Source organism: Vreelandella alkaliphila (genome assembly GCF_016107625.1).
Taxonomy (GTDB): Bacteria; Pseudomonadota; Gammaproteobacteria; order Pseudomonadales; family Halomonadaceae; genus Vreelandella; species Vreelandella alkaliphila.
In genome coordinates, this window is sequence record NZ_JABASV010000005.1 from 183,196 (window position 1) to 198,183 (window position 14,988).

At 53.3% G+C, this 14,988-nt stretch carries 14 protein-coding genes, 1 pseudogene and 1 riboswitch; of the genes and pseudogenes, 5 read left to right on the top strand and 10 right to left on the bottom strand.

The annotated features are described in order from the left end of the window. Positions 1-199 precede the first annotated feature (199 nt). A complete protein-coding gene (locus JFC11_RS09595; protein ID WP_198349439.1) occupies positions 200-1,642 on the top strand; it encodes an aminotransferase-like domain-containing protein in 1,443 nt (480 codons plus the stop codon). Here the strand turns inward: JFC11_RS09595 and pcsA are convergent. From pcsA to JFC11_RS09615, 4 genes are all read right to left on the bottom strand, one after another. Beyond that, positions 1,639-2,319 carry a phosphatidylcholine synthase gene (gene pcsA / locus JFC11_RS09600; protein WP_342743730.1) on the bottom strand — a complete coding sequence of 227 codons (681 nt, stop codon included), beginning with the start codon at positions 2,317-2,319 and terminating at the stop codon, positions 1,639-1,641. The genes JFC11_RS09595 and pcsA overlap by 4 nt on opposite strands. Before the next feature lie 202 nt (positions 2,320-2,521). Next, positions 2,522-3,127 (bottom strand): DNA-3-methyladenine glycosylase I, encoded by a 606-nt coding sequence (locus JFC11_RS09605; protein WP_038478631.1) that lies wholly within the window; start codon positions 3,125-3,127, stop codon positions 2,522-2,524. Between the two features lie 28 nt (positions 3,128-3,155). After that, positions 3,156-3,866, bottom strand: a complete 711-nt coding sequence (locus JFC11_RS09610; RefSeq protein WP_198349440.1) for an anti-sigma factor — start codon at positions 3,864-3,866, stop codon at positions 3,156-3,158. Further along, entirely contained in the window at positions 3,845-4,408 is a 564-nt protein-coding gene (locus tag JFC11_RS09615; protein WP_038478628.1) for a sigma-70 family RNA polymerase sigma factor, read from the bottom strand. The genes JFC11_RS09610 and JFC11_RS09615 overlap by 22 nt, the downstream gene beginning before the upstream one ends. 185 nt (positions 4,409-4,593) lie before the next feature. Here JFC11_RS09615 and JFC11_RS09620 point away from each other — a divergent pair, with 185 nt between their 5' ends. Continuing rightward, complete coding sequence (locus tag JFC11_RS09620) at positions 4,594-5,145, top strand: fasciclin domain-containing protein (protein WP_038478625.1); 552 nt, start codon at positions 4,594-4,596, stop codon at positions 5,143-5,145. A 161-nt stretch (positions 5,146-5,306) separates the two neighbouring features. Here the strand turns inward: JFC11_RS09620 and pdxR are convergent, their stop codons facing one another. After that, complete coding sequence (pdxR, locus tag JFC11_RS09625; RefSeq protein ID WP_038478622.1) at positions 5,307-6,785, bottom strand: MocR-like pyridoxine biosynthesis transcription factor PdxR; 1,479 nt, start codon at positions 6,783-6,785, stop codon at positions 5,307-5,309. A 92-nt stretch (positions 6,786-6,877) separates the two neighbouring features. Between pdxR and JFC11_RS09630 the strand changes: the two genes are divergently transcribed. Next, positions 6,878-7,327: a GNAT family N-acetyltransferase gene (locus JFC11_RS09630; RefSeq protein ID WP_038478619.1), complete on the top strand. Its 450-nt coding sequence runs from the start codon at positions 6,878-6,880 to the stop codon at positions 7,325-7,327. Positions 7,328-7,757: 430 nt separating this feature from the next. Here JFC11_RS09630 and JFC11_RS09635 read toward each other — a convergent pair whose 3' ends face one another. The 4 genes and pseudogenes from JFC11_RS09635 to JFC11_RS09650 form a co-directional block, all read right to left on the bottom strand. Continuing rightward, positions 7,758-8,255, bottom strand: a complete 498-nt coding sequence (locus JFC11_RS09635) for a 6,7-dimethyl-8-ribityllumazine synthase (protein WP_038478616.1) — start codon at positions 8,253-8,255, stop codon at positions 7,758-7,760. 105 nt (positions 8,256-8,360) lie between these two features. After that, a riboswitch (FMN riboswitch) is annotated at positions 8,361-8,531 on the bottom strand. A gap of 32 nt (positions 8,532-8,563) precedes the next feature. Then, positions 8,564-8,953: pseudogene (locus tag JFC11_RS09640) on the bottom strand (amidohydrolase family protein); the annotation flags it as partial. Continuing rightward, complete coding sequence (locus JFC11_RS09645; protein WP_198349507.1) at positions 8,859-9,050, bottom strand: hypothetical protein; 192 nt, start codon at positions 9,048-9,050, stop codon at positions 8,859-8,861. The gene JFC11_RS09645 and the pseudogene JFC11_RS09640, both read right to left, overlap by 95 nt. Positions 9,051-9,133: 83 nt before the next feature. Continuing rightward, positions 9,134-9,757: a TetR family transcriptional regulator gene (locus JFC11_RS09650; RefSeq protein WP_038478614.1), complete on the bottom strand. Its 624-nt coding sequence runs from the start codon at positions 9,755-9,757 to the stop codon at positions 9,134-9,136. Between the two features lie 149 nt (positions 9,758-9,906). Between JFC11_RS09650 and JFC11_RS09655 the strand changes: the two genes are divergently transcribed. Further along, entirely contained in the window at positions 9,907-11,004 is a 1,098-nt protein-coding gene (locus tag JFC11_RS09655; protein WP_120387325.1) for an efflux RND transporter periplasmic adaptor subunit, read from the top strand. Between the two features lies 1 nt (position 11,005). Next, complete coding sequence (locus JFC11_RS09660; protein WP_198349441.1) at positions 11,006-14,062, top strand: efflux RND transporter permease subunit; 3,057 nt, start codon at positions 11,006-11,008, stop codon at positions 14,060-14,062. Here the strand turns inward: JFC11_RS09660 and JFC11_RS09665 are convergent. Then, positions 14,059-14,931, bottom strand: coding sequence for an ABC transporter substrate-binding protein (locus tag JFC11_RS09665; RefSeq protein ID WP_038478607.1), 873 nt, complete (start codon positions 14,929-14,931; stop codon positions 14,059-14,061). The two genes, JFC11_RS09660 and JFC11_RS09665, sit on opposite strands and share 4 nt — an antisense overlap. Positions 14,932-14,988: the final 57 nt, after the last annotated feature.

Sequence of the window (14,988 nt, forward strand, 5' to 3'; positions counted from 1 at the left end):
GATGACGATGTGCTCCACCAGATTACGCAGCCATGCTAGGTCAATACAGATATAGGCTTTTCTATTTTCAAGATACAGATGGTATATGTTATACCTCTGTATGGTTGCTGGGCAGGGTATCTGTATTGTTTTTAAAACGTCTTCAAGAACGTTTTGAAGAGCGATTTTAAAAGCATTTCAAAGATAGAGGGCTGGAGTCATGACGCGCTACGAAGAGGTCGCTTGTATTTTGCGGGAGCGAATTGAGCACGGTATTTACCGCGTGGGCGATCGCCTGCCTTCTATTCGAGCGGTATGTCAGGAGCTTGATGTCAGTATCTCGACGGCTCAGGAAGCCTATCGGCAACTGATGGATGTGTCGCTGATCGAATCACGGCCGAAATCGGGCTACTTTGTACTTCCAAGCAGAGTGCCTGCGGTGCTGCCTTCTGTCTCTCGTCCTGCGCAGTGCCCGCTGGATGTCTCCCAATGGGATCAAGTATTAGAGCTGGTCGCTACCGAGCGTGACGATAGTCGGCTACTGCTTGGGCGCGGTGTGCCGAACCTGGCTTATGAAACGCTTAAGCCGCTGTCGAAAATACTGGCGGGGCTGCACCGTAAGAACGATCTGAATGGCTTTAACTACGACAAACTGAGTGGTAGCCCCGAGCTGCGTCAGCAGGTAGCGCGGCTGGCCATTGCCTCCGGCTGTTTGCTGCACCCGGATGACATCATGATCACCACCGGCTGCCAGGAAGCATTGTCGATAGCGCTGCGCACCCTTACTCAGCCTGGCGACGTGGTGGCCGTGGACTCGCCTAGCTTTTACGGCACCATGCAGATCCTAAAAGCCAATGGTCTAAAAGCGTTGGAGATTCCTACTGATCCGCAAACGGGCATTAGTTTGGAAGCGTTGGAAATGGCGCTGGAGCAGTGGCCGATCCGTGCCATCCAGGTCACTCCGACGTATAACAATCCGCTGGGCTACACCATGAGCGAGGCGCGCAAACAGGCGCTGTTTCAACTCGCCCAACGCTTCGACGTGGCCATCATTGAAGACGATATCTACGGTGATCTCTCCTATACCCACCCAAGGCCGTTGACGGTGAAGTCTTTCGATGACGATGGGCGGGTGCTGTTATGCAGTGGCTTTTCGAAAACGGTGGGGCCAGGGTTACGAGTGGGTTGGCTGGCGCCGGGGTGTTATCGAGATAAGGCGCTGCATATGAAGTATGTCTCTACCGGTGCCTCGGCCACATTGCCGCAGTTGGCGGTGGCGGAGTTTGTCGCCAAAGGCCACTACGAGCGTCACCTTCGCTATGTTACCCGCCAATATCAGCGCCAACGGGACATCATGATCAACTGGGTGCAGCGCTATTTTCCAGAAGGCGCGGGCATCAGTTATCCGCAAGGCAGTTTTTTGCTATGGGTGGAGTTACCTGCCGCCGTGGACTGCGTACGTCTTAATGAACGCTTAGCCAAGCGCGCCATCCATGTGGCTCCTGGCTCGCTATTTTCAGCCTCGGGCAAGTTTCGCCAGTGTTTGCGACTTAACTACGCATTTACGCTAACACCGGCCATTGAAGATGCCGTGCGCACCGTGGGAGAACTCGCCACCGAAATGGTGGAGGAGGCACAGCGGTATGAGGTATCGCTAAGTTAAAACGCTTCTTGAACGGTACGCCATACGCACATACCAATGAAGTAAACGGATGCAATGCCCCATCCCCATAGAGCCCAGGCGGCATGCGCGGGGCTGGAGAGCACCAGTGACGTTGCACAGGCGCACCATAATAGCGTGACGGCGATATTGAGTGGCATGAACTGACGAACACGAAACGGATGCAGGAACTTCATCTTGGTCACGGTAAGAATGGCGAGAAAAACGATAGATGCAAAGGTGATGAAGGGCGGTAAATCGAGAATATAAAAATAGGCCGCAGCAATGTTCCAGGCAGCAGGAAAGCCAACAAAGTAATTATCCTGGCTTTTCATATTAGTGTTGCAGAAACAGAACATCGATGACAGCAGAATGATAAACACTGACAGCAATTCGAAATTGGGCGGTAACTCTATAAAGAAGTAAATGAACAGAGCGGGAATAAATGCCCAGGTTAGATAATCGATGACCATATCAAGCGTCGAGCCATCGAAGTGGGGCAGGATGGTTTTTACTTCATACTTACGCGCCAGAGTGCCATCGAAACCATCGACCATCATCGCCGCGCCAAGCCATAGTAAGCAGGCGACTGGATTGTTGTCGATCAGCGAGAGCAGCGCCATTGTGCCGAGCAGTACGCCGCTGGCCGTGAATATATGCACGCTCCAAGCTTTCCATATCGAAGCGCGGGATTCTGTGTGAGAAGAGAGCGTTTGGACCACGTTGACCCCATTGGGAACGTGATGTCCCCTTGCTGTTCGGTGTATAGATGAGTGTGTAAAAATCATACCCTACTACAAGACGGCACCCAGCGAATACGTAGGCCGGCCATCTGGGCATGGCACGTTTGTGCAAAAAGTATAGTGTCTTGTGCCTCTGTTGCTATTTTGGTCGTTGAAATTGCTGCCTTGCCTGTTCGACGTGCTCGCGAGTGATGCACGTTGGCGAGTGATCATTGAGTAGCCCCATGGCCTGCATAAACGCAAATGCAGTGGTTGGACCAACGAATTTCCAGCCGCGCTTTTTCAAATCTTTAGCAAGTGCGATGGATTCAGGCGAGGTGGTCTGAGTTTGTGGTGCGGCAAGTGAATCGAGGGTTGGCTCGAAACGCCAGAAATATGCGGCCAGTGAGCCTTCCTGGTTGACCATTTCCAGCGCCCGCTGAGCATTATTAATCACCGCCTCGATTTTGCCACGATGGCGAATAATGCCGGCGTCTTGCAGCAAGCGCTGCACATCCTCTTCGCCAAAGCGGGCAACGTGATGGAAGTCGAAATGATGGAAGGCAGCGCGAAAGTTCTCGCGTTTGTTGAGAATGGTGCGCCAACTTAAGCCTGACTGAAAACTTTCCAGGCAGAGCTTTTCGAATAACCGCTGGTCGTCAACCACCGGAAACCCCCACTCGTTGTCATGGTAGGGCAGAAATTCGGCGGCACCGCCACACCACTGGCAGCGTGGAAGATTATCAGGGGCAATAAAGTCAGGCATTGGGCGCTCCTTAGTAATATCCTAAACGTCATAAGTTGAGAGTGTTGCCGCGCATAGGTACCAAACGCCCGTGATCAATGATGGGCCCTGTGGGTTGACCGTCAGGTGCACCACCTCGTGGTTCTATACTGACGGCGAGGTCGGCATTGAATAGTTGCGCACGTAGCTCCGCGCTAGGGTGTAGCCGTAGGTTACCTTGCTCAGGTAGTAAACCTAACGATATTGGGGTGCCTTCGGCGATTAACCATAACTCCCCAGTCTGATTGCTGCTGACTTGAGTAGGTTGAACGGCTTGCACGATCAGTTCGCCCCCAGTGGTCGCGCTAATGATCCAGCCCGGCGTGCGCGATTCATCCTGAACCACAAAGACCGCCTCGCCCTGAGGCAATGTAGACAGTTCAGCCTGCTGCCAAAGAGTGCCAAAAACTATTGCGACTGCCCCAAATCCGGCAGCGATTGTTTGCCATACGCCTAAGCGTTGCCACCAGGGAGGGGGAAATGCCCCGGTTGCTTGGATAATACGCTGCCAAACTTCTTTGGGAGGTGTTCTAGGATCAAGTTGCTCGTTGAACAACTGCAAGTGCTCTCGCCAGCTATCCACATCATTTTGTAGATCATGACTGACGGCCAACAGTGCTTCAAAGTGTGTTTTCTGTTCTTTATCCAATACGCCGAGTACATACTCACCAGCCGCTAGGTGGCGTTCATCGGGGTTGGTTAAATCCCATTGGTTAGACATGTTTTTAACCTCTCAAGCCCACGACGAATCCAGCTTTTAACGCTGCCCAGCGGTTGGGACAAAGAGTGAGCAAGCTCGCTATGCGTTAACCCCTGAAAATAAGCCATCTCCATTAACTGACGCTGATGAAGGCTTAGTGTGTCCAGACAATCATTAAGTCTGTCTTTTTTCTGGCCGCTTATGCTGTCACCTTCAGGGTCTTCGGTACCTAACAGCGTTGCTAATATAGGTTCGTCGGTGGTTGCATCCTGCGGCTTCTGGCGGCGTAGCCAGTCGATGCCAGTATTGCGGGCAAGTGTTGAAAGCCAGGTCATAGGTTTAGCACGAGTGGCATCGTACTGATTGGCAACGCGCCATATGTTGATAAAGACATGCTGCAGGCAATCCTGGGCAGCGCTTTCCTCTCTTACTATACGCAGCAGTTGGGCATATAGATGCGCACTAGTGGCACGATAAAGGCGCGCAAATGCTTGGCGGTCGCCTTGGGCGCAGCCACTGAGCTGATCAATAAGGTACTGTTGGCGTTGCGTGGCATCTTGCATTCAGGCATCTCTGCGCATTAAACCGAACTATCAGTCTTGGGTAGCGTGGCGTTGAAGGCAATAGACTTCATATTAGTGGCCGATAAAAAATTCTGAAAAGTTTGCATCCACCTGGGCATTAACCACGTAAGTGTTAATGAGCTTGCATTGTTGAGCCATTTTAATCACAAGTAGGAGATGCCCCAATGAAACTCAAACTTCTTACTGCTAGCCTTTGTGCCGCTGCTCTTTATGCTAGTGCTGCCGTTGCTGATCATGGCCCTACCATGGTGGGCGGAGCCAGCATGCTTCCCGAGCGTAATATTATCGAAAATGCCGTTAACTCAGGTGACCACGAAACGCTGGTGGCTGCAGTGCAGGCAGCTGAACTAGTGGATGTGTTGCAAGGTGATGGCCCTTTTACCGTCTTTGCACCCACGGATAAGGCCTTTGCGGACTTGCCCGACGGCACCGTTGATACGTTGCTACAGCCTGAGAACCTTGAGCAATTGCAGACCGTTCTGACTTATCACGTGGTGCCAGGCAACCTGACGCGGGACGCGTTGTGGGAAGAGGTTATGGAGAACGACGGCACAGTGGCTTTTAAAACCGTACAAGGCGGGCATCTTTCCGTTATTCGTAACGGTAATAACCTGATGGTGATGGATGCGCAGGGCAATAGTGCCAATATAACGGTGATTGATGTTGCCCAAGCGAACGGCGTCATCCACGTGGTTGATCGTGTATTAATGCCTTAATCGATCGGATGCTGGCGACTAATGAACACTCATTCGCCAAGTGACTGTCCCGCTGCCTTGAGTCTTAAGGCAGCGGTAGTTTTAATGTTTGACGACAGAAAGCTTCCTCTCGCTGCCAACCAACGACAGCGCGGCCGCTGAACGCCCTTAGCGAATAGATATTAACCCTGGCGTAAGTTTAACCATGCGTTGCTAAGCCAAGCACCTGCGTTGATAAGTTCGCTTTCCGTTGAGCCTGCATAGCCGAGCACTAAACCAGGGCGCTTGTTCTCACCAAGGTAATAGCGGGAAAGAGGAGAAAGCGTAATACCCGCTTCACTAGCACGTCTTACCAGTATCTCTTCTGTTTCAAAATTATCGAGCTCAGCCAGAAGGTGCATGCCTGCATGGCCGTCAGAAAGCTGAAGCCCTGCGGCCACCGCAGGCGCTAACGCAGTGCGCAGGCAGGCTTGGCGTTGGCAATAAGCAGCCCGCATGCGAGCGATGTGGCGAGTAAAGTGGCCGTTGGCAATAAGTTCAGCAAGCGCTGATTGTATGGGGTAGTTACCCTCGCGGTGCAGCCGCGTATGGGCGCGCTTAAAGTCTTCGGCAAGCCTATCAGGCAATACCAAATAGCCTAAACGCAAGCCGGGGTAAAGCACTTTACTGAAGGTGCCTACATAAATCACCGGCGCCTGTTCGGCGAGGCCTTGTAGAGAGGGAGTAGGCGGCGTGTCGTACCGAAATTCACTGTCGTAATCATCTTCGATGATCCAGCTGCCAGCATGAGAAGCATACTCTAACAATGCTAGTCGGCGTGGTATTGGCATGGTAACGCCACTGGGGTATTGGTGAGAAGGTGTTACATAGATTAGCCGGGGTGCGGGGGCGCTCGCAGGCGCTAGTGAAGGGTTTAGTCCTTCTTTATCTACGGGTATGAGCGTTGTCGTTAAGCCTGAGGCTAGGAAACATGCTTGCGCTCCGCGGTAACCAGGCTCTTCCATCCAAACCGAATCGCCGCTATCGGTGAGCAGTTGGGTAGTCAGCTCAAATGCCTGCTGAGCTCCTTGGGTAATCACGATCTGCTCTGGTTGACAGCGCACCGCGCGGGAGAGGCGTAGATAGTCACAAAGGGCTGCTTTAAGTTCAGGCAGCCCACCGTTGGTTTGATAATCCATCCATGACATTTCTGCGTGATAATAGTGACGACGCAAAAGGCGTTGCCATAGCTCGCGGGGAAACAGATCGAGTGCCGGAACGCCAGGGGCAAATGCTCGATGGCCGTGGCTTAACGCGCCGCTTAGCGTTAGTAGTGTGTTGCCCCGGTTTGAATAGCGAACAGGCACAGGGGAGGGAAGTTCGGTTCTGTTTAATCGTGTGGGTAGTTGTGCCACATAGAGCCCCGCTCCCTGGCGAGCGATCAGCAATCCTTCCGCCAACAGCCGGTCCATGGCGGCCAGCACCGTATTGCGGCTAATACCTAAAGCGGTGGATAAATAGCGAGAAGAGGGAAGTGCATCGCCTGCCGTCAGTTCGCCATGTTGAATCCAATCCTTAAGCGAACGGTAGAGCTGTTGAACCAGCGTGGCTGCTTCATTCGCTGCTAGCCTTATCGCTAGCGCCTCCGTAATCCAATCGCTAGCAGCGTTACGTCGTTTCACTGGTTCCCTCAATTTAGCGATAAGTGGCTCTTTGTTATAGACCACTATAGCGGCAAGCTGAGTTTGTTCACCATCTTAATGGAGTAGTTGCCATGGTTAATATTCGTTCAGCGGTACTGTCTGACTTAGAGGCACTTAGTGGATTACTCGACGGCTATCGGCAGTTCTATAATCAGCCGAGTGATATCGGTGCGGCGCGGGATTTCTTGCGTCAGCGCTTTGGGCAGGCGGATTCGCGCATTTTAGTGAGTGAAAATAGCGACGCTAACCTCACTGGTTTCGTGCAGCTTTATCCTGGAGTTTCCACGGTGGGCTTGAATGCGCGTTGGACGCTAAATGATCTTTTTGTGTTGCCAGAGTGCCGCGATAAGGGAACGGGTAGGGCGTTGATGGAAGCCGCCACCCAACTGGCTCGCGAGCATGGAGTCGCGCGCTTAATCCTTATGACTCAGGTAGAGAACGAGCGCGCCCAGCACCTTTATGAGTCCTTGGACTGGCAGCGCAACACGGCGTTTTACGGTTATCTGCTGGATATCAAATAACTGCAATGATGACTAATGAGCAGTCATCTTCTGAAGTAAGTGCCTGCACAAAATTAAGCGGGCACTGATCATAGGCAACCACTGATTCGATAGGGTCTAAATGCTCGTAAACGTATGCATAAGCACTTAGCTGCCTGGGTGTTGTGGGAGGGAGCTTTAGCTCGCGATGATTTAACTGATTTGCCTGGTTATAGTAGGGGCGGCTACGCCGCCATCGCCCGCTAGAAGCGGCCTCCTACAATAGACGATGAGCCTTGAGCGGCTGAAAAGTGATCATAGGCAACCACTGATTTAATGGGGCCTGAATCCTCGCAAACTTATGATAAGCACTTATTAGCACTCATATATTGACTAGGCGTGCCAAGCCCGGCGTTCAGCCGGGCTCAAACGACAGTGACTTACAACACAGCTTTTTAAGCGCAATACAGGTTTATGCGTTGCTTAGCTTGCGCGCTCGATGCAGGTTCTCCATCGTATTCAGACACGCCTGGGCGGCTTCTTGCCCTTTGGTAACAAAGTGCTGGGTGTAGAAGTCGTGGTGAGTGCTGTGCTCATGGAAGTGGTGTGGTGTTAAGACGACCGAGATAATCGGTACTTGCGTATCTAACTGCACGCGCATTAAGCCATCAATGACCGCATGGGCAACAAAGTCGTGGCGATAAATGCCACCGTCTACCACAAAGCCTGCCCCGACAATGGCGCCATAGCGGCCACTTTCGGCGAGTACCTTTGCCTGGAGGGGGATTTCGTAAGCACCTGATACGGTGAAGATGTCCACTTGTTCGGCGTTAAGACCGCAGCGTTCTACTTCAGTGATAAAGGCTTCATAGGCCTTCTCGACAATATCTTGATGCCAGTGGCCTTGAATAAACGCGATGCGCTGAGCCGTGGTGTGTGTTGAAAGCGTTAGCGGAAATGTCTGATTCATGGTCATTCTCTTGGATAAGTTGTACCAGAATCAGGGCACGCGGAACCAGTCGTCAGGCAACCGCAAAAGGTGACTGAAGCCACTTTTTAAGTTGCGTGTCTACGGTACCGTTCTCTTTCATCCGGACTATCACCGTCGGCTTCGGCTTCTCACCGAATCTGCTGACCTCAAGAAATAAAAAACAACAGTCTTGAGCGCTCGCGGGCTTAGATGACTGAATTTTATTCAGCCATCATCACCGCCGGTGGGGACTTTCACCCCGCCCTGAGAACTTTGCTGATTATCAGCTCGGCTATATTACGCTTTTTCTAAATACCAAGCCACGGGGGTGTCGTAATCCTTGCGGGGTCGCGCTGCATAATGATCTCACCGTGGCGAACGGAAAGTAGCACTTCGCCCTGAGTACGCAGCACGCTGTAGTCATCTTCACCCTCCAGCAGGTTGAAGCTAGCGGGTTTGCCGACCTCGATACCGTAACGCGCTTCAATATTGAGTGTGCGTGCGCTGTTGTCAGTGATAAGCGACAGCGCCTGGCTGAAATCCTGATAGCCCATCATTTGGCAGATATGCAAGCCAAAATCGAGCGTCCGCAACAGCTTAACGTTACCCAGTGAGTACCAGGGGTCGAAGATCGAATCCTCGGCAAAGCAGCTTGCTGCCCGCATCAATTTGCCCATCCCCCGCCGTTTGTGGCGCGTCTTGAGCGGTAATCGCTGTGAACGTACCGTTCTCAATCTCAAGCCGGTAAAGCTCGGGGCGCTGGCGTAGCCGGGCGTTAATGATCTGCATGTGCATAGGTAAGCTCTCTCTCATCAAGTGAATGGAAATCTTCTAGTGATGGAAGCAACCTGCATGCCAAGCTTATCTTCTCAAAGCGTTTAGAGTGCGCTCTCCACTAGCAACCCCCGCATTAACGTTTCGATCATACTCTCGTACTCGTCTGCTAATGAGAATTGCTGCGGGTCTTGTAGCCAATCAAAGCAAATGCCGATTAAAAAGCTATGGTACTGGCGCCGGGCGCTGGCGGGCGTGAGGTCAGCGCGCAGATGGCCGGCTTGCCGGGCATTCTCAAATAGCTGCTCAACCTGCATTTCGGCATGCTCGGACAGCCGAGTGATCATGCTGATACGTGGATGATCATCTTCCAGCTTTTCGCAGCGATGCAGCACGATGGTGGCGGCGCGCTGTAACGGAAGGTTATGGCAGATAGCGCCAAGCGCACTCAGGGCAATCTCTTGCAGGCATTTGGTGGGGGTGTGGCCCAGTCGCAGCACAGCATCATCGACAATTTCATCGAGCGGCACGCGAACACGCTCTAGCAGGGCATCGAATACCGCCGCTTTATCCTCAAAATGCCAGTAAATCGCACCTCGGGTAACGCCAGCCGCTGCGGCAATATGAGCCAATGTGGTGCGCGACACGCCTTGAGCGAGAAACTGAGTTTCTGCAGCATCAAGGATGGCCTCGCGGGTGCGTTCAGCCTCAGCTTTGCGGCGTGACATAGCGGCTCCTAACAAAAAAGTGCACTTATATTGGCATTACTGAATGGCAAAGTCGCCAGTAGGTGATTAGTATACACGCTCACTGACATTCATGGATGTCAGTGAAATTTTTATGTCTGTGTATTGATAACACCACCGAGGAGTCCGCTGTGCGTAACACTGTGATTCGATTGCTTCCAGCGCTGCTGGCCCTGCTGCTGGCAACAGGTGACGCTTATGCCGAAAGCCAGAATGAGCCTCCTCTTCGGCCGGTGAAACTGGTGACATTAGAAGCGTCTGGTGCCGCGCTGCAGCGACAATTTCCTGCGCGCGTTGAAGCCACTACACGCAGCAATCTATCGTTTCGCATGGCGGGTGAGCTTTTAGAGATTAACGTGACTCCCGGTCAGCGGGTAACGGAAGGCACCCTCATCGCGCGTATTGATGATCGTAATATGCGCAGTGAATTGGATAGCGCCCGTTCACGGTTAGAACTGGCACGGGCCACTCACGAACGCATGCGCTATACCCTAGAGCGTGGAGCGATTAGCCAAGCACGGTTTGATGAATCAGAGGCGGAGTTGCGTGCCGCTCGGGCGACCTTTGAACAGGCCGAAGAGCAACTGGAAAATACCCAACTGCGCGCACCTTACGATGGTGTGATTGCCCAGGTGCCGGTAGATAATCGGCAGATTGTCCAGGTGCAGGAAACCGTGGCGGTGATTCAGCAGCCAGGGCAGCTTGATGTGATCTTTCATTTACCGCAGCAAATCGTTCAGCAGATACCGCGCAACGATGAGGTGACCCCGTTTGAAATGGCGATGGCCTTTGAAGTGCGGTTTGGCAATAGCGAAAAACCTTACCTTGCGCAGCTGGCGTCTTATACCACCCAGGCCAGCGCCCAAAGCTTGGCTTATGAGGTAACGCTTCGGCTACCGCAGCCCGACGATATCACGCTGCTTGATGGCATGAGCGCCACCGTGCGGCTTGATTTAGGCCAACTGTTACCAGCGTCTGAAAGTCTTGTTTGGCATTTGCCGCCTAACGCCATTAGCTATCAAGGTGAGAACTCGGAGCAGGCGGTGGTGTGGCGTTTTCAGGCGCCGGATCGTTTAGAGGCGGTACCGGTCGAGGTGGGGCGTTTAACTTCTAAGGGGTTAGAGGTGAGTGGCGAACTAGCCGCGAATGATCGTGTAGTGGCAGCGGGAGCCCATCGTGTCAGCGCTGATATGCGTGTAACACCATGGGAAAAGGAACAGGGGCTATAAGATGGTTGATTACTTCTTACGCCACCGGGCCGCTAGTTATTTAATGACCGTGGTGCTGCTCTTCGGCGGGGCGCTCGCTTTCACTGGCATGGGGCAGCTTGAGTTTCCTGAATTTACCATTCGTAATGCGCTAGTCACCACCCAGTATCCTGGCGCTACGCCAGAAGAAGTGGAGCAGGAAGTCACCTCGACGCTAGAAGAAGCCATTCAAGAAATGCCCGCGATTAAACGCATCAGCTCGGTGAGTTCTAACGGGTTTTCGCAAATCACCATCGAGCTGCAAAGCACGGTGCAAAACGATGAGCTTCAGCAGCTGTGGGATTCGTTACGCCGTAAAGTTGGCGATGCACAGGCCGCCTTGCCGCCAGGTGCTAGCCAGTCACGAGTTAACGATGACTTTGGCGATGTGTTCGGCTTGATGATTAACCTGACCGGTGATGGCTATGCCATGCCCGATTTAAAAAGCCAAGCCGAGTTTCTTAAGCGTGAACTCGCCTTGGTCGACGGCGTTGAAAAGGTGTCTCTGGCTGGGGTAAGAGAGGAGCGCATTTTTATAGAAGTTGACCGAGAGCGGCTACGTGCGCTGAACATTCCGCTAAGTTCACTCCAGCAATTGCTTAATACTCAAAATGCCGTAGTGGACTCGGGTCACTTGAAGCAGGGGGGGCAGCGTTTCCGAGTAACGCCTTCGGGTAGTTCCGCCGATATTGATGATTTACGCGCGTTAATCGTTAGTGAAGGTAAGGGCGAGCTGGTAAGGCTGAGCGATATCGCAGAGGTTTCCCGTGGCTTGACCGAGCAACCGCAGCAGCTTTACCGCGACATGGGGCGACCGGCTATTTCCCTGGGCATCTCGTTTGAAAGCGGCGTCAACGTGGTCGAAGTAGGTGCCCGCCTTGAGCAGCGGCTTGAAGAACTGGAAGCACGCACCCCATTGGGTATGGAACTCAACGTGGTCTATGACCAGCCGAGCGTGGTGGATGAGGCGGTATCCGGTTTTTTAATCAGCCTGATTCAGGCGGTGGCCATTGTGATCGTAGTGCTCATGCTGTTTATGGGCTGGCGCAGCGGGCTACTAATGGGCTTTATTCTGCTGATTACCATTATTGGCACCTTTATGCTGATGCGCATTCACGGTCTGCAATTGGAAAAAATCTCGCTGGGGGCGCTGATTATCGCCCTGGGGATGCTGGTTGATAACGCCATTGTGGTCACTGAAGGCATGCTGGTGGGCCTAAAGCGTGGCCAAAGTATTCGTGAGTCGGCGCATCAGGTGGTTCGGCAAAACGCATGGCCTCTGCTGGCAGCTACACTAATCGCAGTTGCCGCCTTTGCACCGATTGGGTTGTCGCCAGATACCACCGGTGAATTCATCGGCTCGCTGTTCTATGTGTTGCTGTATTCACTGCTACTAAGTTGGCTGACAGCGCTGACGCTCACGCCTTTCTATTTCAAACTGCTATTTCGCAATGTGGCGCCTAGCAGCACAGATGAAGATCCTTACAAAGGGGGGGTGTACCGCTTGTTTAGCCGCGTGATTGTGGCGGGTATCCGGCTACGTTGGCTAACACTTGGTCTGGTGATGGTCATACTGGCAGGTGCGGTTGTCGGTTTTGGTTCCGTCAAAAATGCCTTTTTCCCTGCCTCGAATACGCCCATCTTCTTTGTTGATTACCGCACGCCGGAAGGCACCGATATTCTGGAAACCGAGCGGCGGGTTGCAGAGCTGGAAGAGGTGGTTATGGAGATGGAGGGTGTCCGCCATCTCACCACCGTGGTAGGCGGCGGTGCCCAGCGCTTTACTCTGACCTATGCGCCGGAAGACCGCTATGCCAGCTATTCTCAGCTAATTGTCGAAACCGATGACAAAGCGATACAGCAAGCGCGCATGGCGGATATCGAAGCCGTACTTGAGCGCGATCACAGCGATATCGACTATAAAATTGCCCCGCTGGAAGTTGGCCCTGCCCCGAAAGCCAAGATCGAAGCCAGGCTTTACGGCAGCGACCCCGCTGTATTACGCCAGCTAGGTGATCAAGTCGCAGCACTGTTTAGTGATACGTCTAATATGGTCAGTGTCCGCACCAACTGGCGTAACCGTGTTCAGGCCGTGGTGCCAATTTTTGCCGAAGACACAGCGCGACGGCTGGGCGTTACGCGCGAGAATCTGGCAGCCACACTGGCGCTGAGTACGAGTGGTAGTCAGGTGGGCATCTACCGTGACGGCAGCGACTTGATTCCGATTGTCGCTAGAGCGATACCCGAGCAGCGCAACGATATCGACAACATAGGGTCGCTAAACGTATGGAGCGCCGAACAGGGGCGCTACATCACTGCGGATCAAGTGATGCGCGATGTGACGACCCAGGTAGCAGATCCACTAATCATGCGCCGTGACCGAGAGCGTATGCTGGCGGTGTATGGCGAACCCGACCCACTCAGTGGTGTGACGGCGGCTAGCGTATTGGCTCAGGTTCGGCCTCAAGTAGAGGCGCTTGAATTGCCACCCGGTTATCGGCTTGAGTGGGGCGGTGAATTTGAGACTGCCGGTGAAGCCCAGAGCGGCCTATTTGCATCGTTGCCTCTTGGGTTGGTGATGATGTTTATTATCACGGTGGTGTTGTTTAATAACTTCCGTCAGCCGCTGGCGATCTGGTTTTTGGTGCCGTTGACCATTGTCGGCGTAGTGGCCGCGTTACTGCTAACCGGGTTGCCTTTCTCGTTTATGGCGCTGCTGGGCACGCTGAGTTTAATCGGGATGGTGATCAAGAATGCCATTGTTCTGGTAGAAGAGATCAATGTGCAACTGCCGTTGCACAAAGATCGCTATCACGCCGTGGTGCGCGCCGCTATTAGTCGCGTGCGACCCGTTTCAATGGCTGCGCTGACCACCATGCTGGGGCTGATACCGCTGATTAGTGATGCATTCTTCGCCAGCATGGCGGTCGCGCTGATTGGTGGTCTCGGTGTTGCCACGCTGCTCACCCTTATCGTGCTACCGGTGATCTATTGCGCGCTTTACCAGATCAAGATTCATGAGGATTCAGCGAGCACTTAATTCAGCGCAGCAGCGACCTCTTCAACTTGTAGCGCTAAGCTTTGTAGGCCGCCACCGGAGAGGTACCAAAGTGCCGGGGTTAGCATCACTAGCTGGGGGGTAGTACCTGCCTCGGCTAGTGCTTGGCGCAGTTGGTCGGCATCCGCAGGTTCATCGCCAATGGCGGCGCTGCGATCAATGACCAGCACAACGTCTGGTTTGATGTCGGCAATGGCATCAGCAGAAAGCGGTGTAAAGGTGCGTTCACCACGGGTTTCTGAGGTCACACTCTCCGGCATGTTGAGCGCTTCCACGCCTAGCACATCGTGAACGACGGGATGTTGGTTAAGCATCAGGTTGCCGCCGTTGTGAGTGACGACCAGTGTCCTGGGGGCATTGCTGAGTGCTTCGCGTAGCGCTTCGATCTCTGTGTGGAGCGTTGCAAGTGCCTCATCGGCTTCACTTTCCGCCCCAAATTGGCTGGCTAGCTCACGCACGTTGTCGTCAAAAGCGGCGAGGTAGTTATCGCCTTGCAAACTGGTGTTAAGTAGCGGTGCAATATCGCCAAGCGCTTCTTCCCAATCGCCCTGGCGGCCAGTGTAAAGAATCAGGCTAGGCTCGCTAGCGCTGATGGCCTCCATATCCGGTGAGCGCAGGCCACCAATATCGCTATAGCGGTCGCTAGCGTATTGCTCTAGGTAGGTGGGCAGGCTCTGCTTGGGGACGCCAACCACCTGCTCGCTTAAGCCCAGCGCATCTAACGTATCTAGACTGCCTAAGTCGAAGGTGGCGAGGCGCTGTTCGGCATGAGCGTTTACGCTGATGGCTGAAAACAGTACGGCTGTGGCGAATGTAGGAACGAATTTAGTGGCAAAAGAGGTAGGCTTCATCGGAGTTCCTTTTATGAGAAAGTGTTCTATATGCGATGGTTTCTCATAGTCTCAAGA

Coding starts and splice junctions, on each gene's coding strand:
- JFC11_RS09595 (WP_198349439.1), top strand. CDS start 200: ATGACGCGCTACGAAGAGGTCGCTTGTATTTTGCGGGAGCGAATTGAG.
- JFC11_RS09605 (WP_038478631.1), bottom strand. CDS start 3,127: ATGCCTGACTTTATTGCCCCTGATAATCTTCCACGCTGCCAGTGGTGT.
- JFC11_RS09610 (WP_198349440.1), bottom strand. CDS start 3,866: ATGTCTAACCAATGGGATTTAACCAACCCCGATGAACGCCACCTAGCG.
- JFC11_RS09615 (WP_038478628.1), bottom strand. CDS start 4,408: ATGCAAGATGCCACGCAACGCCAACAGTACCTTATTGATCAGCTCAGT.
- JFC11_RS09620 (WP_038478625.1), top strand. CDS start 4,594: ATGAAACTCAAACTTCTTACTGCTAGCCTTTGTGCCGCTGCTCTTTAT.
- JFC11_RS09630 (WP_038478619.1), top strand. CDS start 6,878: ATGGTTAATATTCGTTCAGCGGTACTGTCTGACTTAGAGGCACTTAGT.
- JFC11_RS09635 (WP_038478616.1), bottom strand. CDS start 8,255: ATGAATCAGACATTTCCGCTAACGCTTTCAACACACACCACGGCTCAG.
- JFC11_RS09645 (WP_198349507.1), bottom strand. CDS start 9,050: ATGCACATGCAGATCATTAACGCCCGGCTACGCCAGCGCCCCGAGCTT.
- JFC11_RS09650 (WP_038478614.1), bottom strand. CDS start 9,757: ATGTCACGCCGCAAAGCTGAGGCTGAACGCACCCGCGAGGCCATCCTT.
- JFC11_RS09660 (WP_198349441.1), top strand. CDS start 11,006: ATGGTTGATTACTTCTTACGCCACCGGGCCGCTAGTTATTTAATGACC.
- JFC11_RS09665 (WP_038478607.1), bottom strand. CDS start 14,931: ATGAAGCCTACCTCTTTTGCCACTAAATTCGTTCCTACATTCGCCACA.